Annotated in this window: 22 protein-coding genes; 10 read left to right on the top strand and 12 right to left on the bottom strand. The window is 72.0% G+C overall.

Features of this window, described 5'->3' with window-relative positions; genetic code table 11:
• On the bottom strand, nucleotides 1-467 hold a 467-nt coding region (locus MNY60_RS19820; RefSeq protein ID WP_242340369.1), incomplete at its 3' end, for a DUF2400 family protein.
• Between the two features lie 111 nt (nucleotides 468-578).
• Between MNY60_RS19820 and MNY60_RS19815 the strand changes: the two genes are divergently transcribed.
• Nucleotides 579-758, top strand: a complete 180-nt coding sequence (locus MNY60_RS19815; protein WP_242356943.1) for a hypothetical protein — start codon at nucleotides 579-581, stop codon at nucleotides 756-758.
• Nucleotides 759-869: 111 nt separating this feature from the next.
• On the opposite strand, the gene MNY60_RS19810 is transcribed toward MNY60_RS19815, so the two are convergent.
• The 3 genes from MNY60_RS19810 to MNY60_RS19800 form a co-directional block, all read right to left on the bottom strand.
• Complete coding sequence (locus MNY60_RS19810; RefSeq protein ID WP_242340371.1) at nucleotides 870-1274, bottom strand: two-component system response regulator; 405 nt, start codon at nucleotides 1272-1274, stop codon at nucleotides 870-872.
• Between the two features lie 124 nt (nucleotides 1275-1398).
• Nucleotides 1399-1914 (bottom strand): molybdenum cofactor biosynthesis protein B, encoded by a 516-nt coding sequence (locus tag MNY60_RS19805; RefSeq protein WP_242340372.1) that lies wholly within the window; start codon nucleotides 1912-1914, stop codon nucleotides 1399-1401.
• A gap of 48 nt (nucleotides 1915-1962) precedes the next feature.
• A complete protein-coding gene (locus MNY60_RS19800; RefSeq protein WP_242340373.1) occupies nucleotides 1963-2574 on the bottom strand; it encodes a hypothetical protein in 612 nt (203 codons plus the stop codon).
• 29 nt (nucleotides 2575-2603) lie between these two features.
• On the opposite strand from MNY60_RS19800, the gene polX reads away from it, so the two are divergent.
• From polX to MNY60_RS19785, 3 genes are all read left to right on the top strand, one after another.
• Nucleotides 2604-4376 (top strand): DNA polymerase/3'-5' exonuclease PolX, encoded by a 1773-nt coding sequence (gene polX, locus MNY60_RS19795; RefSeq protein WP_242340374.1) that lies wholly within the window; start codon nucleotides 2604-2606, stop codon nucleotides 4374-4376.
• A 145-nt stretch (nucleotides 4377-4521) separates the two neighbouring features.
• Nucleotides 4522-5865, top strand: a complete 1344-nt coding sequence (locus tag MNY60_RS19790) for an MFS transporter (RefSeq protein ID WP_242340375.1) — start codon at nucleotides 4522-4524, stop codon at nucleotides 5863-5865.
• A 143-nt stretch (nucleotides 5866-6008) separates the two neighbouring features.
• A complete protein-coding gene (locus MNY60_RS19785) occupies nucleotides 6009-6596 on the top strand; it encodes an outer membrane beta-barrel protein (protein ID WP_242340376.1) in 588 nt (195 codons plus the stop codon).
• Here MNY60_RS19785 and MNY60_RS19780 read toward each other — a convergent pair.
• The 8 genes from MNY60_RS19780 to MNY60_RS19745 form a co-directional block, all read right to left on the bottom strand.
• Nucleotides 6562-8115, bottom strand: coding sequence for a hypothetical protein (locus MNY60_RS19780; RefSeq protein WP_242340377.1), 1554 nt, complete (start codon nucleotides 8113-8115; stop codon nucleotides 6562-6564). The genes MNY60_RS19785 and MNY60_RS19780 overlap by 35 nt on opposite strands.
• A gap of 375 nt (nucleotides 8116-8490) precedes the next feature.
• A complete protein-coding gene (locus tag MNY60_RS19775) occupies nucleotides 8491-9204 on the bottom strand; it encodes an NADH-quinone oxidoreductase subunit I (protein ID WP_242340378.1) in 714 nt (237 codons plus the stop codon).
• A gap of 3 nt (nucleotides 9205-9207) precedes the next feature.
• A complete protein-coding gene (locus MNY60_RS19770; protein ID WP_242356638.1) occupies nucleotides 9208-10560 on the bottom strand; it encodes a complex I subunit 1 family protein in 1353 nt (450 codons plus the stop codon).
• Nucleotides 10561-10572: 12 nt separating this feature from the next.
• Complete coding sequence (locus tag MNY60_RS19765) at nucleotides 10573-12339, bottom strand: 2Fe-2S iron-sulfur cluster-binding protein (protein WP_242356641.1); 1767 nt, start codon at nucleotides 12337-12339, stop codon at nucleotides 10573-10575.
• 31 nt (nucleotides 12340-12370) lie between these two features.
• Entirely contained in the window at nucleotides 12371-13633 is a 1263-nt protein-coding gene (locus tag MNY60_RS19760) for an NADH-quinone oxidoreductase subunit D (RefSeq protein ID WP_374109411.1), read from the bottom strand.
• A 66-nt stretch (nucleotides 13634-13699) separates the two neighbouring features.
• A complete protein-coding gene (locus MNY60_RS19755) occupies nucleotides 13700-14224 on the bottom strand; it encodes an NADH-quinone oxidoreductase subunit C (protein ID WP_242340381.1) in 525 nt (174 codons plus the stop codon).
• A 9-nt stretch (nucleotides 14225-14233) separates the two neighbouring features.
• Nucleotides 14234-14785: an NADH-quinone oxidoreductase subunit B gene (locus MNY60_RS19750; protein WP_242340382.1), complete on the bottom strand. Its 552-nt coding sequence runs from the start codon at nucleotides 14783-14785 to the stop codon at nucleotides 14234-14236.
• An 8-nt stretch (nucleotides 14786-14793) separates the two neighbouring features.
• The gene (locus MNY60_RS19745; RefSeq protein ID WP_242340383.1) at nucleotides 14794-15183 is read right to left on the bottom strand and encodes an NADH-quinone oxidoreductase subunit A; all 390 of its coding nucleotides are present in this window, start codon (nucleotides 15181-15183) and stop codon (nucleotides 14794-14796) included.
• A gap of 158 nt (nucleotides 15184-15341) precedes the next feature.
• Between MNY60_RS19745 and MNY60_RS19740 the strand changes: the two genes are divergently transcribed.
• The 6 genes from MNY60_RS19740 to MNY60_RS19715 all read left to right on the top strand — a co-directional run.
• Nucleotides 15342-15773, top strand: a complete 432-nt coding sequence (locus MNY60_RS19740; RefSeq protein WP_242340384.1) for an NADH-quinone oxidoreductase subunit A — start codon at nucleotides 15342-15344, stop codon at nucleotides 15771-15773.
• A 36-nt stretch (nucleotides 15774-15809) separates the two neighbouring features.
• Nucleotides 15810-16334: an NADH-quinone oxidoreductase subunit B gene (locus MNY60_RS19735; protein WP_242340385.1), complete on the top strand. Its 525-nt coding sequence runs from the start codon at nucleotides 15810-15812 to the stop codon at nucleotides 16332-16334.
• 99 nt (nucleotides 16335-16433) lie between these two features.
• Nucleotides 16434-17006: an NADH-quinone oxidoreductase subunit C gene (locus MNY60_RS19730; protein WP_242340386.1), complete on the top strand. Its 573-nt coding sequence runs from the start codon at nucleotides 16434-16436 to the stop codon at nucleotides 17004-17006.
• A gap of 9 nt (nucleotides 17007-17015) precedes the next feature.
• A complete protein-coding gene (locus MNY60_RS19725) occupies nucleotides 17016-18161 on the top strand; it encodes an NADH-quinone oxidoreductase subunit D (protein WP_242356643.1) in 1146 nt (381 codons plus the stop codon).
• Entirely contained in the window at nucleotides 18161-19528 is a 1368-nt protein-coding gene (locus MNY60_RS19720) for a complex I subunit 1 family protein (RefSeq protein ID WP_242340388.1), read from the top strand. Before MNY60_RS19725 ends, MNY60_RS19720 begins: the two co-directional genes overlap by 1 nt.
• A gap of 13 nt (nucleotides 19529-19541) precedes the next feature.
• A partial coding sequence (locus MNY60_RS19715; RefSeq protein ID WP_242361547.1) for an NADH-quinone oxidoreductase subunit I occupies nucleotides 19542-20199 on the top strand: 658 nt, incomplete at its 3' end.

Raw genomic sequence — 20199 nt, 5'->3', positions numbered from 1 at the left:
CCGGCGAAGCGCGCGAGCGCGTCGCGGAGCGCGCCGTCGCCGCCGCGGGACGCGCGGAGGAGCGCCGCGAAGCGCGCGCCGAGCGAGCCGTGGCGCGCGCGCAGGTCGCCCACCGCCGCCGCGAGGGCGGCGAGGTCGGGCGGACGGTTGAACCGGTAGACCGCGCCCGCGAAGAAGGACGGGTCGGGCGACCGCGCGAACTCGCGGACGAACGCCGCCGGCGAGGGGCCCATCGCCGCGAGCACCCGCTCCACGACCGGCTTGAACACGTCGGCCCGGCCGTAGGCGAGGCTCGCCGCGAACAGCGCGGCGACCTCCGCGTCGGCGGGATCCGCGTAGCGCCTCGGCAGCTCCACCGGATCCGCGGCCAGCCGGGCCCGCCGGTCGAGCGCGGCGTCGAGGGCGTCGAGCAGGGGGCGGAGCGCCGCGGCGCGGGCGGGCGACAGGGTGCGTGGCCGTCGCGTCATCGGTAGCGGGACTTAGCGCGGCTCGGGCCCGCCCGCCCCCTGGCTGTCAGAGCCCCCTGCTATTCCGTTCAGGGTCGCAGGCCGAACGGAGGTGACGGGATGAATCAGCGGATGAGGACCTGGCTCGACGGGCGGGAGTGCGCGCGGAACCGACGCGTCGGCGAGCTGCGAATCGAGGTCCGGGTTGCACGGGATCGGACGCTCGAGCCCGGCGCGCGGCGGCGCGCCGAGCGGCGGGTCCAGCTCATGGCCGGGCTGCTGGACCGCGGGGGCGGGACGCTCGACGCGTGATGGCCATGGGCCGCTCGCCCCACGGCTCGAGCGCGGTGGGCGAGACTCGAGCGATCGGCTCCGAGGGGGCCCCTGAGGCGCTCGGGATGAGCCGCCCTTGGGGGGCTCGGCTCAAGCGGCGGACGAGGTGGGCGCGGGGAGCGCGGGTTCCATCGCGACCCGCAGCGCGGCGACGAGCTGGGCGACGCGGAAGGGCTTCGGGAGGAACGTGAGGGCCCCGGCGGCGAGGAGATCACGCTCGCTACCCGGACGCCCCGAGAGACCGATGACGGTCATGGCGCGGACTCGCGGATCCGGCGAGGCGTGCAGGCGGAGGATCAGCTCCGCACCGGTCATCTCGGGCATCCACTGATCCACGATCGCGACGGCGGGCTGCACGGCGAGCGCCAGCCGGAGCGCGGCGGGTCCCGAGTCGGCCTGGAGCGGCTCGAAGCCGAGCGCCCTCAACGTCTGGACGAGGATCTGCCGCACGGGCTCGGCGTCGTCGACCACCAGGATCCGCACCGGTGTCTGCATGCCCGCGATCTTAACAGCGGGTATGTGCATGTGCGAGAAATCGGCACACGAGCCGATATCGGCCCACCCCGAGACGCCTCCCCGGCAGACGCGACCGCGAGGCAGGGGCGCGAGGCTCCGGGCGCTACACGCGTCCCGCGTCCTTGCGGATCTCGCGCAGCACGTGGCCGATCTCGGGCCCGATGAGCTTCTCCCAGGCGAGGCGCACGGCCGCGAGAGAGCCGGGCACCGAGAACACGGCCCGCCCTCCCCACACGCCGGCCACGGCGCGGGAGAGCATCGCGGCCGAGCCGATCTCCGCGTACGAGAGCATCCGGAAGAGCTCGCCGAACCCGTCGAGGCGCTTCTCGAGCAGCCCCGCGACGGCCTCGTAGGTCCGGTCGCGCGCGGCGATGCCCGTCCCGCCGTTCACCACGACGGCGTCCGCCCCGGCGCGCACCGCCTCCTCCAGCGCGGCGCGGAGCTGCGCCGGCTCGTCCCGCACGATCCGGTAGCCCGCGAGGACGTGCCCGGCCTGGGCCACCGCCGCTTTGAGGAACGCGCCGCTCCCGTCCTCCGCCTCGCCGCGCGTGTCTGACGCGGTGACGACGAAGATCCGCAGCGTGCGGGGCGCCTCGTGCCTGTGCTCCTCGTGTCCCATGCTCCCTCCTCCGGATGGCCGCGGCAGCGCTCGCGCAGGCGCCGCTCCTTACGGAACGCGCACGTCCGCGCGGGCCGCCTCCATCCGTCGCTCGACCGCTGGCCCGTCCGGCGCGTCGGGCGCGCGGCGCAGGTACTCCGCCCAGGCCGCCACCGCCGCCGCTGCGTCCCCCGCCCGCGCGCGGGCGTCGCCGAGGGCGCGGTGCGCGACCGCGACCCCCGGGTCGACGGAGATGGCGCGCTCGGCGTACTCGGCGGCGTCCCGCGGGTCGCCCTCCTCCGCGAGCCAGGCGGCCGCCGCCGCCAGCGCCGGAGCGTCGTCGTAGTCCAGGGCGCGCACGGCGCCGAAGCCGCGCGGGCGGAGCGCGGCCGCGATGCGCGCGCCTTCGAGGCTGTCCGCCGCGAGCACCCGCTCCTCGGGCTCGTAGCCGTCGGCCTCGATCCGCAGCACGTGCGGCTCGGGCGCAGCGTCCGGGACCACCGCCCCGCCGCCCGGGCCGAGCGGCCGCCCATCCAGCTCCACCCGGGCGGAGCGCGGCAGGACCTCGACGAGCACCTCGGGCGGGCGCAGCGCGGCGCCCCGGCGGCGCGCGCCGCTGCAGCCACCGGACGTCACGGCTAGCGCGGCGAGGAGGACGGAGAGGACGCGGAGCGGCGGCATGGCGGGCCGGCTCCTATATAACGCGCCCCATGCTCGACAAGTTCGCCATCGCGCGGTCGCTGCGCGAGCTCGGGACGCTCCTCGAGCTGGAGGGTGAGAACCCGTTCAAGGTCCGCGCCTACGAGAACGGCGCGCGCGCCGTGGAGGCGCTCGAGGATCTCGGGGCGCGCGTCGAGGCGGGGCGCCTCACCGAGGTCCCCGGCATCGGGGAGGCGCTCGCGAAGAAGATCGCGGAGCTGCACCGCACCGGGCGGCTCGAGCTGCTCGAGCGGCTGCGGGCGAAGCACCCGCCCGGCATCCTCGAGCTCCTCCAGGTACCCGACCTGGGACCGAAGAAGATCGCCGCCCTGCACGCGGCCCTCGGGATCGGCACCGTCGCCGAGCTCGAGGCGGCCTGCCGCGACGGCCGGGTCCGGACGGTGAAGGGCTTCGGCGAGAAGACGGAGGACAGGATCCTCGAGGGGCTCGGGCGCATGCGAGCGCGCGCGGCCGAGCGGCAGGTCCTGCTCGTCGACGCGCTCGCCGCCGGGGCGGCGCTCCTCGCGCACCTGCGCGCCGACCCCGCCGCGGAGGAGGTCGCGCTCGCCGGCTCGACCCGGCGGGGCAAGGAGACCGTCGGAGATCTGGACGTGGTGGCCGCGTCGCGCGATGCCGCCGCGCTCGCCGCGCGCCTCGTCGCCTACCCCCTCGTCGCGCGGACGATCGCGCGCGGTGGCACCAAGACGAGCGTCGAGCTGGCGTCGGGGCTGCAGGTCGATCTCCGCGTCGTCCCCCCGGAGGACTTCGCCACCCTGCTGCACCACTTCACCGGCTCGAAGCCGCACCACGTGAAGCTGCGCGGCATCGCGCGCGAGCGCGGGTTCACGCTGAGCGAGTGGGGGCTCCACCGCCTCCCGCCGGGCGCGGCGAGCGCGGGGGCCGCGCAGGAGGGGCGGCCCGACCCGGCGGCGAAGGTGCCCATCGCGAGCGAGGCGGAGCTGTACGCGGCGCTCGGGCTGCAGCCCGTCCCGCCCGAGCTGCGGGAGGACACCGGCGAGATCGAGGCGGCGCGCGCAGGCGCGCTCCCGGTCGATCTCATCCGCCTCGAGGACGTGCGCGGCATGGTCCACTGCCACACCACCTGGTCGGACGGCCGCGCCTCGGTCGAGGAGATGGCGCGCGCCGCGGAGGCGCTCGGCATGGAGTACCTCACCATCACCGACCACTCGCCGACCGCCTCCTACGCGGGCGGGCTCGACCCGGACCGGCTGCGGCGCCAGTGGGACGAGATCGCGCGCGTGCAGGAGAAGGTGAAGGTGCGGCTCCTGCGGGGGACGGAGTCGGACATCCTGGAGGACGGCGCGCTCGACTTCCCGGATCGCATCCTCGAGCAGCTCGACGTCGTCGTGGCGAGCGTCCACTCGCGGATGAAGATGGACGAGGACGCCATGACGCGGCGGCTGGTGCGCTGCATGTCCCTCCCGGTGTTCAAGATCTGGGGCCACGCGCTCGGGCGGCTCCTCCTCGATCGGCCCTCGTTCGCCTGCCGCGTCGACGAGGTGCTCGACGCCCTCGCCGCCTCGCGCGGCGCCGTGGAGGTGAACGGCGATCCGCGCCGGCTCGAGCTCGAGCCGCGCTGGCTGCGGGCGGCCACCGCGCGCGGGATCCCGGTGGTCCTCTCGGTGGACGCGCACTCGGTCCAGAACCTCGGGTTCCTCGGGAACGCGGTGACCGTCGCGCGGCGCGGATGGGTCCGGCGTGGCCAGGTCCTCAACACGCGCCCGGTCGAGGAGTTCCGCCGCGCGGTGCGGCCGGTGTCGTGAGCGGCGCTCCCCGGTGCGGGGGCGCGGTCGAGCGCGGGCGGGATGGGCGTCGGCGCCACGCCCCGCTCCGCTGGCCGGCACGGGCCCGCTGGCGGCGTCGGGCCGGCTTGTGCCGGGGACGGCCCGCGTCTAGTCTCGTCCGGCCTTGGCCAACGTCCTCAAGTCGAAGCGCGTCCAGGTGCTCGGGGCGCTCATGCTCGCCTCGGGCATGCCGCTGGGGTTCGTCTTCAACACCTTCCAGATCTTCCTCCGGAGCGCCGGCGTCGATCTGAAGACGATCGGGATCCTCTCCGCGGTGTCGCTCCCGTGGAGCCTCAAGTTCCTGTGGGCGCCGCTCGTGGACCGCTACGCGCTGCCCCGCCCGGACCGGCGGCGGAGCTGGATCGTGCTGGCCCAGATCGCGCTCGCCCTCGGGCTCTTCGCGTTCGCGGCCTACGCGGGCTTCGCGCTGGAGCGCGATCCGGCCACCGGCCGCATCGCGATCGCGGCGAGCGCCGCGGCGGTGCTCGGCGCGATCGCGCTGTTCATCACCATCGCGTCCGCCACCCAGGACATCGCGCTCGACGCCTACTCGGTCGAGGTGCTCGAGCCGGACGAGCAGGGGCCCGCGAGCGGCCTGCGGGTCATGTGGTACCGGATCGGCATGCTCGTGGCGGGCGCGCTCGCGATCTTCTCGGCGCAGTGGCTCCCCTGGCCGGTGGTGTTCGCCCTGCTCGGCGGCCTGTTCCTCGCCTCCATCGCGCTGACGCTCTGGGCCGACCCCCCCGTGCGGCCGGCCGCCGCGCCGCGCTCGCTCAAGGCGGCGATCGTCGAGCCCTTCCGGACCTACTTCGGCCGCCCGCAGGCGCTCACCGTGGCCGCGTTCCTCGTGCTCTACAAGTTCGGCGACAACGCCGCCGGCACGATGGTGAACCCGTTCCTGAAGGACATGTGCTTCTCGAACGCCGAGATCGGCCTCGCCGTGAAGATCATCGGCACGGCCGCGACCATCGCGGGGACCGGCCTCGGCGCCGCGCTCATGTCGCGCCTCGGCCTGGGCCGGGCGCTGTGGGCGTTCGGCTTCGCCCAGGCGGGCGCGATCGGCTTCTACGCGCTCGCCGCCGCCGCCCGCGCCGCTCCCCTCGACGTGGCGCTCTGCGCCACCCTCGAGCCCATCTCGGCGGCGGCGCGCGGCTGGACCTACGTCGGGATCGCGGCGGAGTACGCCTCGCAGGGGATGGGCACGGCCGCCCTGCTCGCGCTCATCCTCCGCGTCTGCGACAAGCGCTACAGCGCCACGCAGTACGCGCTCCTCTCGAGCCTCTTCGGCTTCGGGCGGACGCTCTCCGGGATCCCGAGCGGCGTCCTCGCCGAGCGGCTCGGCTACCCCCTCTTCTTCGCCTCCTGCATGGCGCTCGCGATCCCCGGGCTCCTCGTGCTGCAGCGTCTCGCGCCCCTCCACCAGCGCGACGTGCTGTCCTCCGAGTCCGCGGGCGGCACGCCGGCCTGACCCGGAGGCGGCAGCGAGCGCGCCGCACACCGCCCCGCCTCCGCGCACACGCCCTGCCGCTCGCGCCCTTTCCGTGCGGCGGGACCGCCGCTAACATGCGCGCCCGCGCCGCTTTTGGCGCGCAGCTTCCTGGAGGAAGACTCATGAAGAACGTGATCCGCACCGCGGCCGCGCTGGCGCTGCTGCTCCTCGCCCCCGCCGCGCTCGCTCAGGGCCGCGGCGCCCGCAGCTCGAGCGGGCTCACCAACGCCAACGTCCTCCTCGGCTTCGAGGACGGCGACGGCAACACCGGCCTCGCGCTCCGCGGCGACCTGGAGATGCTGCCGACCCACCTCGGCCCGAACACGAACCTCTCGCTCGTGCTGTCGCTCGGGTACTCGCGCTTCTCCGACTCCTACTACGGGTGGGAGTGGGGCATGAACCTCTTCAAGCTCGTGCCCGCCGCGCGGTTCGGGTTCGACGTGGCGCCGCGCTTCGGCCTCTACGGCGACGCCGGCCTCGGCCTGTACTTCGCCAACATGTCCGTGAAGGAGCGCGACCCCTACTACGGGACGTGGACGAAGGCCTCCGACTCCACCGTCGGCCTCGTCATGCGGCTCGCCGCCGGCGCGAAGTTCGACGTGACGCCGACCTTCGGGCTCGGCGCCGAGATCGGCGTGAACCCGTACTTCGGCGGCGACTACGAGGACACGACGTTCACCGGGATGCTGCTGGCGTCGTTCCGGATGTAGCGCTCGCAGCGCCGACCGGGACGAGCACGTCCACGGTCCCCTGCCGTCCCACCCCCCGGACCGGCCAGAGGTGGAACGCGCGGAGCCATCGCTCCGCGTGCTCCTCCTCGCCGGCGGGGCGGCAGATGCGGAGCGACTCCGGGGGACGCCCCTTCCACAGCGGCGCGGTCGGGTTCGAGCGGTGCGTGAGGCCGTACACGCGCCGCGCGAGCCCGCGCTCGCGCGCGACGAGGGCGGCGTGCCACACCGTCGGCCACACCGACCAGTAGTCCCCCGCGACGAGCTCGCAGCCCGCCGCGAGCACGTCCTCCGTCCGCGCGCCCGCCGCCGCGTCGAGGTCCGCGCGCACGCGCGCGAGCGACGGGGCGCCGTAGGCCGCGAGCGCCGCCGCCGGCACGAGCGCCAGCGCGGCCGAGCCCGCCGCCGCCGCGAGCCTCGGGAGCCGCGCGAGCGGCTCCGCCAGGAGCGACACCGCCGCGAGGTGGACGAGCACGGCCGAGGGGGCGAGGTAGCGCCAGTGGAAGGCGTTCGCCTCGACCCACTCCAGCGCGCCCGCGAACAGCGCGTAGCCGAGCGCCGCCGCGAGGAGCGCGCCGGCACGCACGAGGGCGCCCGCGAGCTGCGGCCGGAGCGGACGGGTGAGGAGGAGCGCCAGGCCCGCCGCGGCGATCGCGACGAGCGCGAGCCCCCAGCGCCGCTCGTCGTGCCACGCCAGCCCGAAGAACGACGTCCACGCCCGGGGCCAGCGCTCCACGGGGAGCGCGCCCATCGCGAGCCGCAGGCGATGACCGGTGAGGAGGGGGTACAGCCGCAGGAACACGTGGCCCGCCGCGAGGCCGGCGCCGAGGAGCGCCCCTTCGCGCACGAGCCGGGCGCGCACGGCCCGCCGCTCCGTCCCTTCGACGAGGTCCCCGCCCGCGCGCGCGAGGGCGAGCCCCAGGAGCACGATGCCCGCCACCGCGTTCACCCAGTGGGCGGCGACGACGAGGAGGAGCGCCGCCGCCGTGCGGAGCCAGGCGAGCCGCGGCGGCCACGCCGCGCCGCCCCCGCCCGCGCCCGGCGGCTCCGCCAGGGCGAGCCCCGCGAGCGCGAGCGCCGTGGACAGCCCGTAGGGCTGGGAGGCGAGGTACTCGAAGAGCCAGGGGGCCGGCGCGAGCAGGAGCAGCGTCCCGGCCGCGAGGAGGCCGGCGAGCGGCCAGTCGCGCCCCGCGAGCGCGTGCCGCGCGAGCAGGACGAGCGAGGCGAGGCCCGCGAAGGCGGTCAGCGCCCGCTGCAGGAGGAGGTTCGCGAGCGGATCGCGGAGCGGGAGCGCGACGAGCGGGACGAGCATCCCGAAGCGCTCCTGGTCCCAGAAGAAGGGGGTCCAGCGCTGGAGCGAGACGAGCACGGGGACGAGGGAGTCCCCCTGCTCGAGGCGATGAAAGCTCCCGAGGTCCACGAGCGCAGCCGCGCTCGCCAGCGCCGCGACGAGGATCGCGCCCCGCCACGCGCCCCGCGCCCAGCTCACGCCGCCCTTCACGTGCCTCTCCTCCCGCCGTCGGCCTCGGCCCGGACCGCGCCGGCGCCGCGGCCACATCCTCGCCCAGAACGGCCGCGGGCGCGACGCCGGTGCGCCGCGCCCGCTGAGCGGCTGACCATGATTCGAACAGGCGAGCGAAGCGAGCCCGCCGGGGCGACGCCGCGGAAGCGGCGAAGCCGCTCGCGGCGGCGCACGGGACCCGGCTGTCGGGGTGGGGCATCGATTGGTACGCGCGCACGAGCGCGCGGAGCTTCGCTCGGCGGGGCGGGGGCGCAGCCCCCGTGCGAACATGGCTAAACGACAGCGTGATTCGCGGCACCGAAGGTGAACGCGAATCACGAACTGTCGTTTAGGAGAGCCAGCTCGGAGGGACCGCTACTTCGGACGTGCGGCGCGCTCCTTCGCCTCCTGCGCGAGCGCGCGGACGGAGAAGCCGGGCGTCTGCGCGTACTCGTCGGTGGCGACGGTCGGGAAGGGCTTGGCGCGCGCGCGCATCTCCTCGAGCTTGTCCGCCGGGATCGACGGCGAGCCGCGGCGGAGCCACGGATCGTACTGATAGGAGATCGGCGGCCCGCGGAGGAGCCGCTTCTCGTCCCAGATCTGCGCGCCGCGCTCGTAGGACGGCGGGGTGTGCTCGCCCGAGTCCATGCGAATGGCGTCCTTCGGGCACGCCTCCACGCAGAACCCGCAGACGATGCAGCGCAGCTCGTCGATGACGAACTTCACCGGGTACTTCTCGATGGGATCGTCCGGGTACTCGCCCGCCTCGATGTAGATGCACTGCGCCGGGCAGGCGGTCGCGCACATGTAGCAGGCGACGCAGCGGGGCTTGCCGTCCTCGCGCGGGACGAGCCGGTGCAGGCCGCGGTAGCCGGGGGGATACGGCACGCGCTCCTCGGGGTACTGGAGCGTCGCGTTGTCCGACCACAGCTCGCCGCGCCGGCGCTCGAGGACGTCCGGGTTCTTGTCGCGCGTGAGGAACAGGTTCCGGAGGAAGTGCTTCGTGAGCACGCCGATGCCCCGGATGATCTCCGGGAAGTACATCCGCTCGCGCAGATCGGCGGGCCGGTTCTCGATCGGATAGGGCATGGGTCAGTGTCCCGCGACGGCGTGGGCGGCGGCGTGGTCGTGCTCCCCCGGAGCGGGAGCGCGGCCGACCGCGGCGGTGATGGCGCCGATGATGACGATCGTCGCGACGCCGATCCAGGCGAGCAGCTGCATCGAGGGGTCGAGGAGCAGCGCGCCGGCCGTGATGAAGATGTTGGCGATGGCCGCGGGGAGCAGGATCTTCCAGCAGAGCTTCTGGATCTGGTCGAAGCGGAAGCGCGGCAGGAGCCAGCGGATCGTGAGCTGGAGCCACATCAGCACGATCATCTTCGCGAGGAACGCCCCACCGCAGATCGCCCCGAACCAGAGGGGCGTCACGGTCTGACGGAGCCACTCGGTCGAGACGACGATGGGGTGCCAGCCGCCGAGGAACACCGCGGTGATGATCGCGGAGAGGACCACGATCTCCACGAACTCCGCGAGGAACATCAGGCCGAACTTCATGCCCGAGTACTCGACGAAGTAGCCGACGATCTCGCTCTCGCCCTCGGGCAGGTCGAACGGCGCGCGCTTCGTCTCGGCGAACGCGCTCGCGAAGAAGATGAGGAACCCGACCGGCTGGAGGAGGATGCCGAGCGCCGGGACGGGGCCGAGGACCGCGAGCCCCTGCGCGGTCACCATCTCCTCGAGGCGCAGGGTGCGGTACGCGAGCATCGTCCCGACGAGCGACAGCCCGAGCGAGACCTCGTAGCTGATCATCTGCGAGGAGGCGCGGACGCCGCCGAGCAGCGCGAGCTTGTTGTTCGACGCCCAGCCCGCGAGCGAGGTGCCGTACACCGCGAGCGAGGAGATCGCGAAGATGTAGAGCAGCCCGGCGTCGGGGCTCGCCACCTGCAGCGCGACGCCCGCGCTGCCGAGCGCGCCGGCGGCCGAGTCGACGATGGCGCCGAGCGGGATCGGAGGCCCGAGCGGGATGATCGCGAACAGCGCGAACACGGGCGCGAACGCGAGCGCGGGCGCCATCTCGTAGAGGACCCGCGTCCGGCCGCGCGGCGGGGCGCTCTCCTTCGTCAGCATCTTGAGCGCGTCGGCGGCGAGGAACGGGATGCCGCCGAGGGCGGACCCGAGCACCTTGATGCGGTTCGCGCCGATGCGGTTCTGCATCATGGCGGACCACTTCCGCTCCGCGACCGTGAGGAGCGAGCCCGAGATCATCATGACCACGAGCATCAGCGTGACGACGTTGGCGATCGCGGCGCCGAACGACGGCGGCGCGCCGAGGTACTCGGCGAACACCCACGCGAGCCCGCCGGCGGCCAGGTAGAACGCGGCCGAGAGCCCGACGAGGCCGGCCACCACCGCGCCGATGAGCACCACCATCCCGATGAGACGGTTCACTTGGCCCTCCTCCTAGGTCGTGCGGGCGAGGGCGCGGCGGGCGTCCTCGGACGTCTCGGGGGGAACGCGGTCGCGGTAGCCGGGGAGCCGGCCGTCCACGGTGCCGGCGGCGAGCGGGACGATCCCGGGCCGGCGGCGGGTGGACGGCAGCGAGTCCCAGCGGAAGTCGCCGAGCGCCGTCCCGAGCCGCGGCCCGAGCTCGACGAACACGTCGCGCGCGGTCGCGAACCGGTAGGACAGCCCCAGCGCGCGCCCCAGCTCGGACGCGAGCAGCCAGTGCGGCCGGGAGTCGCCCCGCGGGAAGTACGCGAGCTCGAACCGCTGCGCCCGCCCCTCGAAGTTGACGAACGTGCCGTCGCTCTCCGAGTGCGGCGCGGCCGCCAGGAGCACCGTGGCCTGACGCGCCACCGGCCCGTCGTCGTAGGACTGCGCCACGAGCACCTCGGCGCCCTCGAGCGCCGCGGCGGCGGCGGGATCCGGGACCTCCGTCCCGACCGCCCAGACCGCCCGGACCTTCCCGGCGGCGACCGCCGCGGTGAGGTCGCCGAACGGCCGCACCGCGAGCCCGAGCGCCTGCGCGACGAGCTCGAGCCCCTTGCGGTTCGGGTTCTCGTCGGCGCGCTTCAGGAAGGCGTCCTGCCAGCCGTCGCGGCGACCGCCGACGAAGACCTCGGCGACCCCGAGCGCCTCCTTCGCGACCGTCGCCGCGGCGAGGAGGTCCTCGAGCGAGGCGAGCGGCGAGAGCAGCACCGCGAGGCTGCCGGCGCGGGCGTGCGGCGCGAGCTCGGCGGCGGCCCGCTCCACGGCGACCTCGCGGGCCAGCACCTTGGCCTGGGCGCCGCGGCCCTCGCGCGAGAGGAGCGCGCGGTCCGCGTTCAGGTACTTGTACGAGACCCGGCCCTCGTCACACATCCACTCCTGGTTGACGGCGTCGTTCTCGCGCGGGCGGTAGCGGTAGGTGGTGTCGTTCAGGTAGTCGAGGAAGGTGTTGCAGCCGCGCGCGCAGCCGGTGCACACCGACCGCGCGGCGCTCATGAACCAGACGCGGCCGCGGAAGCGGAAGTCCGCCGAGGTGAGCGCGCCGACCGGGCAGATGTCGACGACGTTCCCGGAGTACTTGGAGTCGAGGGGCTGCCCGGGGAACGTGGTGATGAAGCTCTCGTTCCCGCGCTCGGCGACGCCGAGCTGCGGCTCCTTCGCGATCTCGCGCATGAAGCGGACGCAGCGCGTGCAGAGGATGCAGCGCTCCTGATCGAGCACGACCATGGGCCCGAGCACGACCCGCTTGCCCTTCGTCACCTTGGGCACGTCGAGGCGCGAGGGCTGCCGGTCGTACTTCATGTAGTAGTCCTGCAGCTTGCACTCCCCGGCCTGATCGCAGATCGCGCAGTCCACCGGGTGGTTCAGGAGCAGGAACTCGAGCGTGGCGCGCTGCTGGTCCTTCACGCGCGGCGTCTCGGTCTTGACGGCGACGCCCTCGGAGATCGGCATCTGGCACGCCGGCATGAGCTTGCCGCCGGGCGCGTTCGACATCTCGACGAGGCACATCCGGCAGTTGGCCGCGATGGAGAGGCGCTTGTGGTAGCAGTAGTACGGGATCTCGATCCCGAGCGCCTTCGCGGCCTCGATGACGGTCGTGCCGGGCTTCGCGACCACCTCGCGCCCGTCGATCGTCGCCGTGACCATGCCGGGGTTCTTCGGCGGCGGCGGCGCGGGCGGGCCCGGCGGCGGCTTGGGCGGCGCGGCGGCGGGGGCCTCGGGCTTCTTCTCTTCGGCCATTGCTCGTTCGCTCCTGTGGATTCCGGCGCGGCTACTGCTCGACCTCGCCGCCGATCATGTTGATGCTGTCGAACGTCGGGATGAGGTCGGAGAGCAGCGAGTCCTTCGTCATGAACGGCAGGGCGGCCAGCATGGGCCAGCCCGGCGCCCGCAGGCCCAGCTTGTACGGGCGCCCGCCGCCGTCCGACACGACGTAGAAGCCGAGCTCGCCGTTGGCCGCCTCGGTGTAGCTGTACGCCTCGCCGGCGGGGACCTGGATCCCCTCCATGATGATCTTGAAGTGGGCCATGAGGCCCTCGATCGTCCCGTAGACGAGCGGCTTCGGCGGCAGGACGTAGCGGAAGTCCTGGACGGCGATCTCGCCCGGCTCCATCTGCGTGAAGCACTGGCGGATGATCCGATCGGCCTGCCGCATCTCCTCCATGCGCATCTGGTACCGGTCGAAGTTGTCGCCGTTCGTCCCCACCGGGATGTCGAAGTCCACCCGGTCGTAGACGAGGTACGGCGCCGCCTTGCGCAGGTCGAACGGCTCGCCCGACGCGCGCAGGCACGGGCCGGTGAAGCCGAGCTCGATCGCGTCCTCGCGCGGCACGACGCCCGTCCCGCGGGTGCGATCGATGAAGATGCGGTTGCGGGAGAGCAGGCCGTCGATCTCGTCGACGTACCCCTTCACGCGATCGAGCGTCTTCCCGGTCTTCTCGACCCAGCCCTCGGGCGCGTCCCGCGCCACGCCGCCGACGCGCGCGTAGTTCGAGGTGAGGCGCGCGCCGCACAGCTCGGCGAGCCGGTCCCAGATGATGTCGCGCGCCTCGACCGCGTAGAGGAACACCGTCATCGCGCCGAGCTCCATGCCCATGGCGCCGACGAGCGTGAGGTGGTCGCAGATGCGGTGGAGCTCGGAGGTGATGACGCGCAGGTACTTCGCCCGCTCGGGCACGTCGAGCTTGCACAGCTTCTCGACGGCGAGGGCGAAGCCCACGTTGTTCATGATGGAGCTGACGTAGTTGAGCCGGTCCGTGTACGGGAAGCACTGCGTCCACGTCACGTTCTCGCAGCTCTTCTCGAACCCGCGGTGGAGGAAGCCGATGTCGAGCTTCATCTCGCGGATGATCTCGCCGTCGAGCTCCACCACCGCCCGCGTCACGCCGTGCATGGCGGGGTGCGACGGTCCGAGGTTCACCGTCATCCGCCGCGACGGCATGAACGCGTCGAGCTCGCTCTCCCCGGGCCGGAGGCGGAGCTCTTCGCCCGGCGCCGCCGTCTGGACCTCGCCCAGTCCCTTCTTCTCGGTCACGGTCTGCCTCCGTTCACCGTCCGTCCTCGGGGCGCGCCTGCGCGCGCTCGCCGAGGCCGGGGCGCGCTAGTCGCGCGTGGCGGGCCCCGGCCCGCGGTAGATGTCCTTGACCTCACGCTCCTGCACGAGCGGCTGGCGCCCCTTGAGCGGATAGTCCTTGCGGAGCGGGTGCCCGACGAACTCGTCGTACATGAACAGCCGCCGCATGTCCGGGTGGTCGCTGAAGCGGATCCCGTACATGTCGAAGCAGTAGCGCTCGAACCAGTCCGCGCCGCGCCAGAGCGACGTCACGCTCGGCACGACCGCGTCCTGCTCCGGCACCTTCACGCGCAGGCGAATGCGCCGGTTCGTCTTCAGCGAGAGCAGGTTGTAGACGACCTCGAACCGGGGCTCCTGCCCGAGGTAGTCGACCGCGGTGATGTACGGCGCCATGTCGAAGAGCATGCCCGGATCGCTCTTCAGGAAGCGGCACACCTCGACGATGCGCTCCTTCTTCACGAACGCGCAGTCGTCGCCGCCCACGCCCACGTAGGCGTCGTACACGGCATCTGGGAAGCGCTCGACGAGCGCGTCGATCACGACCTTCGACATGGTCCCTCGCTAGCGCGTGGTCGGCGTCTGGCCGACCACGGGCAGAGGCTTGCGGTCGATGAGCTTGTGCTCCTGACCCTGGATCTTCCGCTGCAACAGCATGATGCCGTCGAGCACCTGCTCCGGCCGCGGCGGGCAGCCCGGGACGTAGACGTCTACCGGGATGATCCGGTCGATGCCCTGCACCGTCGCGTAGTTGTCGTAGAAGCCGCCCGACGACGCGCAGACGCCGAACGCCATCACCCACTTCGGCTCGGTGATCTGCTCGTACACGCGCCGGAGGATCGGCGCCTGCTTGCAGTTCACGGTGCCGACGACGATGAGGAGGTCCGCCTGGCGCGGCGAGAAGCGCGGCAGCGCGGCGCCGAAGCGGTCGAGGTCGTAGCGCGCCGACGCGACGGTCATGTACTCCATGCCGCAGCAGGCGGTGACGAACGGATACTGGAAGAGCGAGTACTTCCTCGCCCACCCGAGGCCCTTGGAGACGAGCCCCTGCAGGAAGCCCTGCGCCTCGTCGCGGCGGGTGGTGATGACGGGGACGGTGTCGAGCTCGGATGCCATTGCGACTCCTAGTCCGCCCAGTCGAGCACGCCCTTCTTCCAGACGTACACGAGGCCGGCCACCAGCGTGGCCACGAAGATACCCATTGAGACGAACCCGGCCCAACCGAGGCCCGGGTAGCCCTGGCTCGGCAGGAGCAGCACGGCCCACGGGTAGAGGAAGATCGCTTCGATGTCGAAGACGATGAAGAGCAGCGCGACGACGTAGAACTTCACGCCGAACCGCTCTCGCGGAGAGCCGGCGGCTGGCTCCGACCCGCACTCGAACGGGGTGCTCTTCACCACGCTCGGCCGACGAGGACCGAGCAGGTTGGCGAGCGCCACCATGAGGGCCGCGAGTCCTACCGCCACCAGCAGAGCGACGCCAATCGGGAAATAGGTCTGGAGGGGTGTCAGCATGGGTGGGCAGGGGTCCGCTTGGAGGCCCCTTAAGTGCCTGTCGCGATCAGGGTTGTCAACGGGTTTGGCCCCCTTGACACAGGGGGGGCGTTATGTAGACTCCGCCCGCACTTTCCTGAGTTTTGCCGACAACATAGGTCCACTTTAGGAGCGCCGGCATGGGCTTTCAGTTCGGCACCGTCCTCGTCTTCGCGATCGTCACGCTGGGTTTCGCTCTGGGTGGAGTCACCCTGTCGAGGCTCGCCGGTCCGCGCATCCCCAATGCGGAGAAGGCGACCACCTATGAATGTGGCGAGCGGCCCATCGGGGTGGCGTGGTTCAACTTCAATCCACGCTTCTACCTCGTCGCGCTCGTGTTCGTGATCTTCGAGGTCGACATCGCCCTGACGTTCCCGGTGGTGGCCGTCTACCGCGACTGGGTCTCGGCGAGCCCCGCGCTGGCGTGGGTGGCGTTCTTCGAGCTGTTCCTGTTCACCGCCATCCTCGTCGTCGGCCTGGTGTGGGTGTGGGCGCACGGCGACCTCGAGTGGGTGAAGACGCTGGCGCCCTCGCGCGCCTCCGAGGCGCCCCCGGCACGGAAGGCCGCGTAACCCGCACGTGTTGCAACTACAGGAGATCTCCTCGAAATGACGGGACGAACGATGGACGCGGGGGCCGGGGCCGGGGACGTCACCCTGTTCCACACGAGCCAGCTCGACAAGCTCATCAACATGGCTCGCGAGAACTCGCTCTGGTACCTGCTGTTCGGCCTCGCGTGCTGCGGCATCGAGCTCATGCAGTTCGGCGGCCCGCGCGCGGACGTGATGCGCTTCGGCGCGATCCCCCGCGCGAGCCCTCGCCAGGCGGACTTCATGATCGTGGCGGGCACGCTGACGTACAAGATGGCCGAGCGGGCGAAGCTCCTCTACGACCAGATGCCCGAGCCCAAGTACGTCATCTCGATGGGCTCCTGCTCCAACTGCGGCGGCCTCTTCCAGCTCGGCTACTCGGTCTGCAAGGGCGTCGACAAGGTCCTCCCCGTCGACGTCTACGTGCCCGGCTGCCCGCCGCGGCCCGAGGCGCTCACCGAGGGCCTCATCCGCCTGCAGGAGCTCATCCGATCCGAGCCCTGGTCGACGAAGCGTCGAGCGGCAAAGGGGAGCGTCGCGTAGGGCGCCGACAGGCAGGCTTCACGTTTGGTGTTTCCGGACGGGGCGAGCCTGGGCACGCGATGAGCGGCCCGCTCGCCTCGCTTAGCAGCAGGGGAACAGATGACGACCACAGAAATCCATGACCGACTGAAGGCACGGTTCGGCGAGGACGTCGGCCCGCTCTCCGAGCCGAAGATCGACGCCTTCGCGGTCGTGAAGCGAGAGCGGATCGTGGAGATCTGCCGCTTCCTCGCGAAGGAGCCGGGCCTCGAGCTCGACTTCCTCGAGGACCTCACCGCCCTCGACTGGCCGAAGAACAACCAGATCGAGGTCGTCTACCACCTGCTCTCGTACCGGCACCGGCACTCCATCGTGCTGAAGGTCCAGCTGGACCGGGCCGCGCCGTCGATCGCGACCGTCGAGGGCGTGTGGAAGACGGCCAACTGGTTCGAGCGCGAGGTCTACGACCTCTTCGGCGTGACGTTCGAGGGCCACCCCGATCTCCGCCGGATCATGCTCCCCGACGACTGGATCGGCCATCCGCTGCGGAAGGACTACCAGGAGACCGGCGGCTACCACGGGTTCTCCAACGTCCGCGAGAACCCCCTGGTCGAGCTCAAGCGTCTCGACGACGTGCGCCGCGCCGAGGCCGCGAACGCGGCCGGTGGCGTCGACGGCCCCGCGAAGGCGTAGGGAGAACACATGGAGAAGCTCATCCTCCGCCGCGTCGACCGCAACTACGAGGAGATGGTCCTCAACTTCGGTCCGCAGCACCCGTCCACGCACGGCGTCATCAACTTCATCGTCGAGACCGACGGCGAGGTGATGAAGCGGGCGATCCCGGACGTCGGCTACCTCCACCGCTCGATCGAGAAGATCGGCGAGGCGACCGGCTACCCCGGCTTCATGCCGTTCACGGATCGCATCGACTACGTGGCGGCGATGTTCGCGAACGAGGGGTACGCGATCGCCGTCGAGAAGCTCCTCAAGGTCGAGGTGCCGCCCCGCGCGCAGTGGCTCCGGGCGATCAGCTGCGAGCTCGTGCGCATCGCGAGCCACCTCATCGCGGTCGGCACGATGACGATGGACATCGGCGCGTTCACGCCGATGGTCCACGGCCTGCGCGAGCGCGAGGAGATCAACGACTTCATCGAGGCGCTCTGCGGCGCCCGGCTGACCTACAACTACCACCGCATCGGCGGCGTCGCCTTCGACCTGCCGGAGGGGTGGCGGGACAAGGTCCTCGCGTTCCTCGACCGGTTCGACAAGTTCCTCCCCGAGTTCGACCGGCTCATCACCTTCAACGAGATCTACAAGAAGCGCCTCGCGAAGGTCGCCGTCGTCTCCCGCGAGCAGGCCATCAGCTACGGCCTCGTCGGCCCGAACCTGCGCGGCTCCGGCGTCGACTGGGATCTCCGGCGCGACATGCCGTACGGTGCGTACCCGAACTTCGAGTTCGAGGTGCCGGTGGGGAAGGGCTGGGCCGGCGCGGTCGGCGACTGCTTCGACCGCTACTACGTGCGCTGCCTCGAGATGAAGGAGTCCTCGCGCATCGTCCGCCAGGCGCTCGAGACCATCGGCCAGACTCCCGAGGAGATCATGGCGAAGGTGCCGCGCAACGTGAAGCCGGACGCCGGCGAGGTGCTCTCGCGCGTCGAGTCGGCTCGCGGCGAGATGGCCTACTACGTGGTGTCGGACGGGACGAACAAGGCGTACCGCGTCCGCGCGCGCACGGGCTCGTTCACCGCGATGTCCATCATCGAGGACATCTCCGGCGGCCTGATGGTCGCCGACCTGGTCGCGCTCATCTCGTCGCTGGACGTCGTCGCTCCGGAGATCGATCGCTAATGGCCACCGTCACGCTCCCGAAGGGCAACCCCCGGACCAAGCTGCTCGTCACGCTCGTGGTGGCGCTCGCGCTGCCCGTGATCCTGTTCGGCGCCGTGCTCGTGCTCGCCACGATCGCGAAGCCCGAGCCGGTGGCGGTGTTCGTGCGCGAAGTGCTCCACCACGACCCGGCCACCTGGCCGTTCACCGGGCTCGTGTACGGCGTCGCCGCCGGGCTCCTCACCTTCATGATCCTGAACTTCGGCGCGGTCGTCGCCGCGGTCACGATCTGGTGGGAGATGCGGGTCAGCTCCCGCATGCAGAGCCGCATCGGCTACAACCGCGTCGGCGCGGGCGGCTTCTTCCAGTGGATCGCGGACGCGGTGAAGCTCCTCCTGAAGGAGGACCTCATCCCCGCCGACGCGGACCAGCTCCTCTTCCGCGCCGCGCCGTACTTCGTCTTCGCGGGGTTCGGCCTCATCTTCGTCGCCCTCCCCTTCGGCGAGAGCGTCATCGCCGCCGACCTCAACGTCGGCATCTTCTACGTGACGGCCGTCACGGCGCTCGTGGTCGTCGGCATCCTCCTCGCCGGCTGGTCCTCGAACTCCAAGTGGGCGCTCTTCGGCGGCATGCGCTCCGCCGCCCAGGTGATCTCGTACGAGATCCCGGCCGGCCTCGCCGTGATGGTGCCCATCCTCATGGCCGGCACCCTGTCGATGCAGGGGATCATCCGCGCCCAGGGCGCCTGGCCGTGGCAGTGGTTCGTGTTCACGAACCCGGCCGCGCTCGTCGCGTTCGTCATCTTCTTCATCGCGCAGCTCGCGGAGTCGAACCGCCCGCCGTTCGACCTGCCCGAGGCGGAGTCGGAGCTCGTCGCCGGCTACCTGGCCGAGTACACGGCGTTCCGGTACGCGATCTTCTTCCTCGTCGAGTTCGGCAACGTCTGGATCATGAGCGCCATCGCGGTGACGCTCTTCTTCGGCGGCTGGCAGGTGCCGGGCGTCGCCGCGGAGGCGTACGAGGCCGCGCGCGGCGCGGGCGCGCTCCCCGCGCCGGCGTGGTGGGGGCTGCAGGTCGCGTCGATGGCGGTGTTCTTCGTGAAGACGTTCCTCGTGATGAACCTCGTCATCTGGATCCGCTGGACCTTCCCGCGCATCCGCGTGGACCAGATGATGAACCTCTGCTGGAAGTACCTCGTCCCGGGCGCCTTCGCGACGTTCGTCGCCACCCTGCTCTGGCAGATCCTGGTGGCGCGCGTGCCGGTCGCGTCGACCGTGAGCGGCGTGGTCCTCTTCGTCGGCGCCCTCGTCGCCCTGGTGCAGATGCTGCGGCTCGCGAAGCAGAACGTCGAGGCCGGCGGCGATCAGGTCGACCTCTCCAACTGGTAGGCGGGATACGAACATGGCCCAGTCCGTCAGCGAGTACACCGGCGCCATCAAGGACACCGTCAAGTCCTTCTGGCACGGCATGTCGATCACGCTCTCCCACCTGCTCCGCAGGCCGATCACGGTCCAGTACCCGGACCGGACGCCGATGCCGGTGCGGGACATGCTGCCCCCGCGCTACCGCGGGTTCCTCGAGGTGGACACCGCGATCTGCACCGGGTGCCAGGCCTGCGAGCGCGCCTGCCCCATCAACTGCATCCAGATCACGCTCGAGAAGGACCCGGCGAACCCCAAGCAGCGCGTCGTCACGCAGTTCGACATCGACGAGGCGAAGTGCATGTTCTGTGGGCTGTGCGTGGAGCCCTGCCCGACGGGCTCCATCCAGCACACCCGCGAGTTCGAGGGGTCGCAGCGGAACATCCGCAACCTGACCTTCCGCTGGTCCGACGCGCTGAGCCCGTTCCCGGTCTACAAGGTCGACAAGAACGCGGAGTACTACCCCCGCGCGCCGCTCGGCTCGCTCCTGCGCGCCAAGCTCGAGGCGCATCCGTGGAACGAGGCCGGCCCGGTGTTCCTGCCGCCGGAGGCGCCCGGCGCCGCGAAGCCCGTGGCGCAGCCGAAGGCCGCCGCTGCCGCGGGCGCCGCCGGCGCAGCGGCGCCCGCCCCCCGCGCCG

The sequence above is a fragment of the Anaeromyxobacter sp. SG17 genome (assembly GCF_022690695.1).
GTDB lineage: Bacteria > Myxococcota > Myxococcia > Myxococcales > Anaeromyxobacteraceae > Anaeromyxobacter > Anaeromyxobacter soli.
This window is presented reverse-complemented; position numbering and strand designations above follow the sequence as displayed.

What these genes read in the sequence shown, in the direction of transcription:
- MNY60_RS19735 (WP_242340385.1), top strand. Translation starts at nt 15,810, where the DNA reads ATGACGGGACGAACGATGGACGCGGGGGCCGGGGCCGGGGACGTCACC.
- MNY60_RS19750 (WP_242340382.1), bottom strand. Translation starts at nt 14,785, where the DNA reads ATGGCATCCGAGCTCGACACCGTCCCCGTCATCACCACCCGCCGCGAC.
- MNY60_RS19725 (WP_242356643.1), top strand. Translation starts at nt 17,016, where the DNA reads ATGGAGAAGCTCATCCTCCGCCGCGTCGACCGCAACTACGAGGAGATG.
- polX (WP_242340374.1), top strand. Translation starts at nt 2,604, where the DNA reads ATGCTCGACAAGTTCGCCATCGCGCGGTCGCTGCGCGAGCTCGGGACG.
- MNY60_RS19805 (WP_242340372.1), bottom strand. Translation starts at nt 1,914, where the DNA reads ATGGGACACGAGGAGCACAGGCACGAGGCGCCCCGCACGCTGCGGATC.
- MNY60_RS19765 (WP_242356641.1), bottom strand. Translation starts at nt 12,339, where the DNA reads ATGGCCGAAGAGAAGAAGCCCGAGGCCCCCGCCGCCGCGCCGCCCAAG.
- MNY60_RS19815 (WP_242356943.1), top strand. Translation starts at nt 579, where the DNA reads ATGAGGACCTGGCTCGACGGGCGGGAGTGCGCGCGGAACCGACGCGTC.
- MNY60_RS19745 (WP_242340383.1), bottom strand. Translation starts at nt 15,183, where the DNA reads ATGCTGACACCCCTCCAGACCTATTTCCCGATTGGCGTCGCTCTGCTG.
- MNY60_RS19730 (WP_242340386.1), top strand. Translation starts at nt 16,434, where the DNA reads ATGACGACCACAGAAATCCATGACCGACTGAAGGCACGGTTCGGCGAG.
- MNY60_RS19720 (WP_242340388.1), top strand. Translation starts at nt 18,161, where the DNA reads ATGGCCACCGTCACGCTCCCGAAGGGCAACCCCCGGACCAAGCTGCTC.
- MNY60_RS19775 (WP_242340378.1), bottom strand. Translation starts at nt 9,204, where the DNA reads ATGCCCTATCCGATCGAGAACCGGCCCGCCGATCTGCGCGAGCGGATG.
- MNY60_RS19785 (WP_242340376.1), top strand. Translation starts at nt 6,009, where the DNA reads ATGAAGAACGTGATCCGCACCGCGGCCGCGCTGGCGCTGCTGCTCCTC.
- MNY60_RS19755 (WP_242340381.1), bottom strand. Translation starts at nt 14,224, where the DNA reads ATGTCGAAGGTCGTGATCGACGCGCTCGTCGAGCGCTTCCCAGATGCC.
- MNY60_RS19740 (WP_242340384.1), top strand. Translation starts at nt 15,342, where the DNA reads ATGGGCTTTCAGTTCGGCACCGTCCTCGTCTTCGCGATCGTCACGCTG.
- MNY60_RS19810 (WP_242340371.1), bottom strand. Translation starts at nt 1,274, where the DNA reads ATGCAGACACCGGTGCGGATCCTGGTGGTCGACGACGCCGAGCCCGTG.
- MNY60_RS19800 (WP_242340373.1), bottom strand. Translation starts at nt 2,574, where the DNA reads ATGCCGCCGCTCCGCGTCCTCTCCGTCCTCCTCGCCGCGCTAGCCGTG.